The following is a 5865-nucleotide window of genomic DNA, read 5'->3' on the forward strand; positions in this document are numbered from 1 at the left end:
TTTTTTCTAGTGTCCTTGACAAAGGGTCCACTTTAATCTCTTTATATCTTTTTTAATGTAATTATAAGAATATTGAAATTACAACATTTATTATGTTATTATCTAATTAAAGAATAGTTTTATTTATATAGAAGGAATTATTTTTATGGTTTGGAAGTATTTATATTTTAAGAGGTGATTGAATGAATATTATTTTTGAAAAAATGGGTTTAGAACATCAAGAAGAAATTATGAAGATTTTTAATTTTTATATTGAAAATGGAACTGCTGCTTTTCCAGGAGATAAATTACCTGAACAATTTTATCCAATGCTTTTGAAAAGAGCAGAAGGATATCCTTCTTATGCTATTAAGGATATGGATGATAACTGTGTAGTTGGATTTTGCCAGCTAAGTCCGTATAGTCCGTTTTCGACTTTTAAATCTACTGCCTGTATTTCATATTTTATCGACGATAAATATACAGGTAAAAAAATAGGTGAAAAATGTCTTTTAAAATTAGAAGAAGAGGCTTCTCAAATGGGTATTACAACTATTATTGCTGAGGTATCATCAGAAAATCACGGTAGTATAGACTTTCACAAAAAACACGGTTTTTATGTGGCTGGAGAGTTGAAAAATATAGGTATGAAGTTTGATAGAAAATTCAGTGTTGTACATATGCAAAAGGATATTTAATTTTTATAATATATATGGATAGAGCTATGGTTTTAAAACCATAGCTTTATGTATTTGTTAAAATTCTAATAGCATGTCGTTCCACTTAGCATCTCCATGAGTAGAATTTGAGACTCCTAGATGTTTATATCCAAAGCTTTCGTAAAATCCAATCAAATGATCCTTGCAAGTCAAGATAATTCCCTTTTTATCTCTTTCTTTGCTGATATCTATTAAATGGTTCATAAGCTGAGATGCATATCCGTTGTGTTGATACTTTGGAAGTACGTCAAGACCAAAAACTGTTTGGTATGCTCCATTTGGATTGTGCATAGATAAATCGTGGTAAAGCTCATCTGGAAGCTCTGGCTTATCTGTCGAACATCCATTTACAAATCCTATTATATCTCCGTCTAGCTCTGCTACGAAGAAGGACTCTGGAAAAGTAGCTAGTCTTTCCTTTAGAGCATCGTAAGTTGCAGCTTCTGCTTCTGGAAAACACTTAGCTTCTATATTATATACAATATCTAAATCGTCTATTGTTGCATTTCTTATAAATAATTTCTTCATGATTATCTCCTTTATCTAAATATTTCCATAAATAATGTTAATACATTTTTGAATAATATACAAACACAAAAGAATTATTTATCGAAAAAATTCATACTATTAACTAATACATATGTTGGGGGGATTTTAGTGAAGGATTTTATTGTAAAGGAAATTTTGATAGTTGTAATAATGGGATGCGTATATACGAATATCGAGATGATTTTTAGAGGATATACGCATCCATCTATGATAATAGTCGGAGGATTATGTGGAGCTTTTGCAGGAGTTATAAATGATATTACGCCGAAAATGAAAATGTATAAACAATGCATACTGAGCGCTATTATTATAACTTTAATTGAGTATGTATCAGGATATATTTTAAATATTAAATTAAATCTTGGAATTTGGGATTATTCAAATCTCAAATACAATTTAAATGGACAGATTTCACTTTTGTTTAGTGTTATATGGATATTTTTGAGCTATTTTGCTATAAAATTTGACGATATGTTAAAAAATGATCTCTGCAGAAGAAAAAATATAGATCGATAATAGAGGGAATTTGTATAAATTTCTAGAACTATTAAATATAGTATTATCATATTTATCAATTTTAACTAAAAATGGAGGATGCTTAATATGGCTAATGAAACTATAAAATGTAAACGATGTAAAAATGATGCAAAATTGATCAGTGCTTCTAAAAATTTTATGCAGATGTGTTTTTATTCTCTAGTATGTGCTTTAGTATGTTCTATCATTCCAGCTATAGGCTCAGCTATTGCTCCTGTTTTTGTAATACTTGCTGTAGTGTTAGCTTTAGTGTCTTTATTTATGAAATACAAGGGCGGTGCGATTGTACAGTGCGACAAGTGCAATGCTAGGTATAAAATTACAAAATACGAATACGATGAATATAAAAAAACAAATTAAAAATAAAAAGATATCTAGTAAACTAACGCTAGATATCTTTTTTGCTTAAAACATATATCCTATACTAAGTGCAATTATCATCTGTCCTATATAATAAGTAGCTAAATTTAAGCTCTCCATAAACTTAGGGCAATCCTTATAAAATAAAACAAAGCATAAAATCATATCTGAAATAGTAAATAAAATCGCACCGACAATAATCAGATTAGACCAAATTGCATGATAAGGATATAGGGAAATAGCTTTGAAAAGCATGAAGCTTATAATATATGTATATAAAACTATAATCTTAAATAGCTTACCAAAGTCCAAAAATTTCATGAGCTTCATACCTATTGCTATAATACTTCCAAATGCGATGCTTATTAAAAAATAAGCTATAGAAAAATTAGTTAAATGATCAAATGCCACATAATAAAAAATATGAGTCACACAAAAACTGAAAAGACCTAAGATAAACATTTTCCCGTTGTCCTTATTAAAAGCCAAAAACACATCGCCAAACAGTGAAAATACGAGTCCAAGTATTATAAATAAAAAGTATGAAAAATTGCAATTGTGATTTAAATAGCTAAAAATTGCTATAGCTAAAAATAAAATACTGGTTATTGTCTTGCTTGGAATCCTATATTTTTTTGAATCAATATAAGTTAAATAAATTAGAATTGTTAAAGAAACTACTAATAATACGCATAAAATAAACAATCGAAAAACCTCCTTATAATGGTTATCCCTACCGTTGAAAACAACGGTAGGGATGGGAGAATACATGAAAATTACACATCTAATAGAAGATATATTTTTCCAAAATATAAAACTATATATTTATATATTACCACAAAAAGACAAAAAAGTATCAAAAATTAATAAATTTTTATCAATCTTTTTCAATAAAATGTAAAATTTATAACAATTTGGGTGGAGATATTTGGAGATTGGGAAAAATTACAAAATTGTAAAACATTATATTAAAAAATAAGTGTTTTATAAACTTATTTTCATGTTATAATTGAATATAAATTTATAGATATTATAAAAATATATTTTCCTAAATTATAAATATAAATAAGGAAATATTTATAGTATCTAAAATTTAATTTAATAAAAAATGGGGGACTTATGATGGTTTTTAAGAAAAAGGTTATATCTTTATTTTTATCTTTATCATTAGTATTGCCTAATATAGGTACAATTTATTCTTATGCTGAAGAAAAAAATTCTTTAAATGCAGAGGAAAAAAAGATTGAAGCAGAAAATGCACAAAAAGAAAAAGTATCTAAACAATTAGAAGCAAAATTTGATTTGGATAAAGCAGATGGTGACTATGTGGCATCACAAGTGAACAAGTACAAGCTCGATAAAAATTTCGAGTATGCAGTAAAAGAAGTTTTAAACTACTATTATGATGAAGATAAAGACGAAGAAATCGAGAAATTTAAAGACTCTATTGATTCAAGGGCTGATCAAATAGTAAAAGACTATAAAGAAGCAGCAGAAGAAAGAAGTAATGAAAGCGATGATTTAGGTTATATGCCAGGACAAGTAATCGTTGAATTTAAAGATGATGTCGATGAGGATTTACAAGATGCTGTAGTGACTAATTTAGACGGTGAAATCGATGAAGTAAATGACGATAATGTAGGAGTAATAGACATATCTAATTCAGAAACTGTGGCCAAGGCGTTAGAAAACTACGAAGACAGCGACTGTATAGAATCAGTACAGCCTAACTTTGTATATAAGCTAGTATCTTCAAGCAGTTCAAAAGCAGCCTCTACTACAAGTACAAATGATAAATATTCAAGTAGACAATATTATTTAGAAAAATTAAAAATATACGATGCTTGGGATTATCTAGATACAATAAGTACTAGCAGAGTAAAGGTAGCAGTAATAGATACTGGATTAGATGTAAATCATCCAGATTTACAACAAAATATTTACTTAGCAAAGGATGCTGTAAATGGTTTTGCTAATTTGAAAAAAGACCGCTGGCATCATGGAACACATGTATCAGGTGTATTAGCAGCTACAACTAATAATTCTACAGGTATAGCAGGTATAGGAAATAACAATATAGATTTAATAGCAATAAATGTATTCCAAGGAAGTGGTGAAGAAGTTTCAGCTATTACAAGTGACATTCTTAAAGGATATAAATACGCTGTTGAAAAGGGAGCTAAGGTAATAAATATGAGTTTGGGAAGACTTATAGATGATAATTTTTATAGTACATATGATAAAAATCAAGATAAATTATTAGAAAATGCTATTGAAGATGCAGCAGCTAAGGGAATTGTAACTGTATGTGCAGGTGGAAATGATAACAGCACTATGAAATTCTATCCAGCTGACTTCGATGCCTGTATATCTGTAATAAATATAGATAAGGACGATCAAAAGGCATATGATTCAAATTACGGAACTAAAAAAGATATATCAGCATATGGAAGAGAGATATACAGTACAATACCTTATTCAAACGGAAAAAGATATATGTACGATAGTGGAACATCAATGGCTTCTCCTATAGTTGCAGGTGTTGTGGCACTTATGAAATCTAAAAATCCATATGCTTCTGTAGAAGATATAAAATCTGCTTTATATTCTACAGCAGACGATATAGGAAAAGCAGGAAAAGATAGCTTTACAGGCTACGGAAAAGTAAATGCACTAGAAGCAGTAAAAGCAGTTAAAAAGAACATGGCTTCACCTACTATAGATACTATAGATTCTTCTGATACAGTTGTAACTGGTACTGCATCAAAATCTGCAACAATTAAAGTTTACAATTCAAAGGGAACTTTAATTGGTTCAGGCAAAGCTTCCTCTGCAGGAAAATACAGCATAAGTATACCTAAGCAATCAGGAGGAACAACTATCAAGGTAGTGGCCTCAAAATCAGGCTATTATTCAAAATCAGCTACAAAGACAGTTTTAAAGAGATTTACAGCGACATTTACTGCTAGCACTATTTATTCAACAACTACTAAGGTAACTGGTAAAGGCTCAAAGGGAGCGACTATTAGGGCATATGTAAATGGAAAACAAATAGGGTCATCAACTACTGTAAAATCTACAGGAAGCTATACACTTACAATACCTAAGCAAAAGAAAAAAACAGTTGTGACTATAAAGATGAGCAAGACAGGATATGTATCTAAGAGTATTACAAGAACTGTAAAATAAATATAAAATCAAGGCCAACGGATGAAAATCTGTTGGCTTTTATTTTTTATTGTCAAATATTCGCTTTAAAAGTAGCATTATTTTTATTTTATGAATAATATGTTACAAGAGGTGATTTTATGGATTTAAGTCAATATACTCAATATATGGTGCCGATAATCATCGGGTTTTGTATGTGTGTTGGATATGTTATAAAAAATAGCTTGGATTTTATTCCAAATAAATATATTCCGCTGATTCTATTAATTTTAGGTACAGTGTTAAACGTTATGATAAATAAAAATTTTTCCCCAGAAACATTTATGGCAGGTGCGATAAGCGGCCTAGCTAGTATAGGAACCCATCAGACATGTAAGTGCCTAAAAAATCAAAAGAAATCATAGCACGATATAAATAGTTGATTGTATTTTTTAGTGTATGTCAAATCTATTTTTGATATACACTATTTTTATTTGAAAAGATGAAGAAATAAAATAAGATTTATTATACATATACTTAACTTAGAACCATTGTAAATATGTTAAATTATTTT

At 29.0% G+C, this 5865-nt stretch carries 7 protein-coding genes; 5 read left to right on the forward strand and 2 right to left on the reverse strand.

All coding sequences use genetic code 11. From position 1 onward, the window contains the following. The first annotated feature begins 182 nt into the window (after positions 1–182). Positions 183–677: a GNAT family N-acetyltransferase gene (locus ACI3VO_RS04150; protein WP_439756711.1), complete on the forward strand. Its 495-nt coding sequence runs from the start codon at positions 183–185 to the stop codon at positions 675–677. 57 nt (positions 678–734) lie between these two features. On the opposite strand, the gene ACI3VO_RS04155 is transcribed toward ACI3VO_RS04150, so the two are convergent. Continuing rightward, complete coding sequence (locus ACI3VO_RS04155) at positions 735–1226, reverse strand: GNAT family N-acetyltransferase (protein WP_439756712.1); 492 nt, start codon at positions 1224–1226, stop codon at positions 735–737. 129 nt (positions 1227–1355) lie between these two features. On the opposite strand from ACI3VO_RS04155, the gene ACI3VO_RS04160 reads away from it, so the two are divergent. Both ACI3VO_RS04160 and ACI3VO_RS04165 read left to right on the forward strand, forming a co-directional pair. After that, the gene (locus ACI3VO_RS04160) at positions 1356–1763 is read left to right on the forward strand and encodes a putative ABC transporter permease (protein ID WP_439756713.1); all 408 of its coding nucleotides are present in this window, start codon (positions 1356–1358) and stop codon (positions 1761–1763) included. A gap of 87 nt (positions 1764–1850) precedes the next feature. Further along, positions 1851–2144, forward strand: a complete 294-nt coding sequence (locus ACI3VO_RS04165; protein WP_439756714.1) for a hypothetical protein — start codon at positions 1851–1853, stop codon at positions 2142–2144. A gap of 45 nt (positions 2145–2189) precedes the next feature. Here ACI3VO_RS04165 and ACI3VO_RS04170 read toward each other — a convergent pair whose 3' ends face one another. Beyond that, a complete protein-coding gene (locus tag ACI3VO_RS04170; RefSeq protein WP_439756715.1) occupies positions 2190–2915 on the reverse strand; it encodes a lysoplasmalogenase family protein in 726 nt (241 codons plus the stop codon). A gap of 348 nt (positions 2916–3263) precedes the next feature. Between ACI3VO_RS04170 and ACI3VO_RS04175 the strand changes: the two genes are divergently transcribed. Both ACI3VO_RS04175 and ACI3VO_RS04180 read left to right on the forward strand, forming a co-directional pair. Then, positions 3264–5333: a S8 family serine peptidase gene (locus tag ACI3VO_RS04175; protein ID WP_439756716.1), complete on the forward strand. Its 2070-nt coding sequence runs from the start codon at positions 3264–3266 to the stop codon at positions 5331–5333. 119 nt (positions 5334–5452) lie between these two features. Further along, the gene (locus ACI3VO_RS04180) at positions 5453–5716 is read left to right on the forward strand and encodes a phage holin family protein (protein WP_439756717.1); all 264 of its coding nucleotides are present in this window, start codon (positions 5453–5455) and stop codon (positions 5714–5716) included. The last annotated feature ends 149 nt before the right edge of the window (positions 5717–5865 follow it).

Source organism: Intestinibacter sp., assembly GCF_051866655.1.
In the GTDB taxonomy this organism is placed as follows: domain Bacteria; phylum Bacillota; class Clostridia; order Peptostreptococcales; family Peptostreptococcaceae; genus Intestinibacter.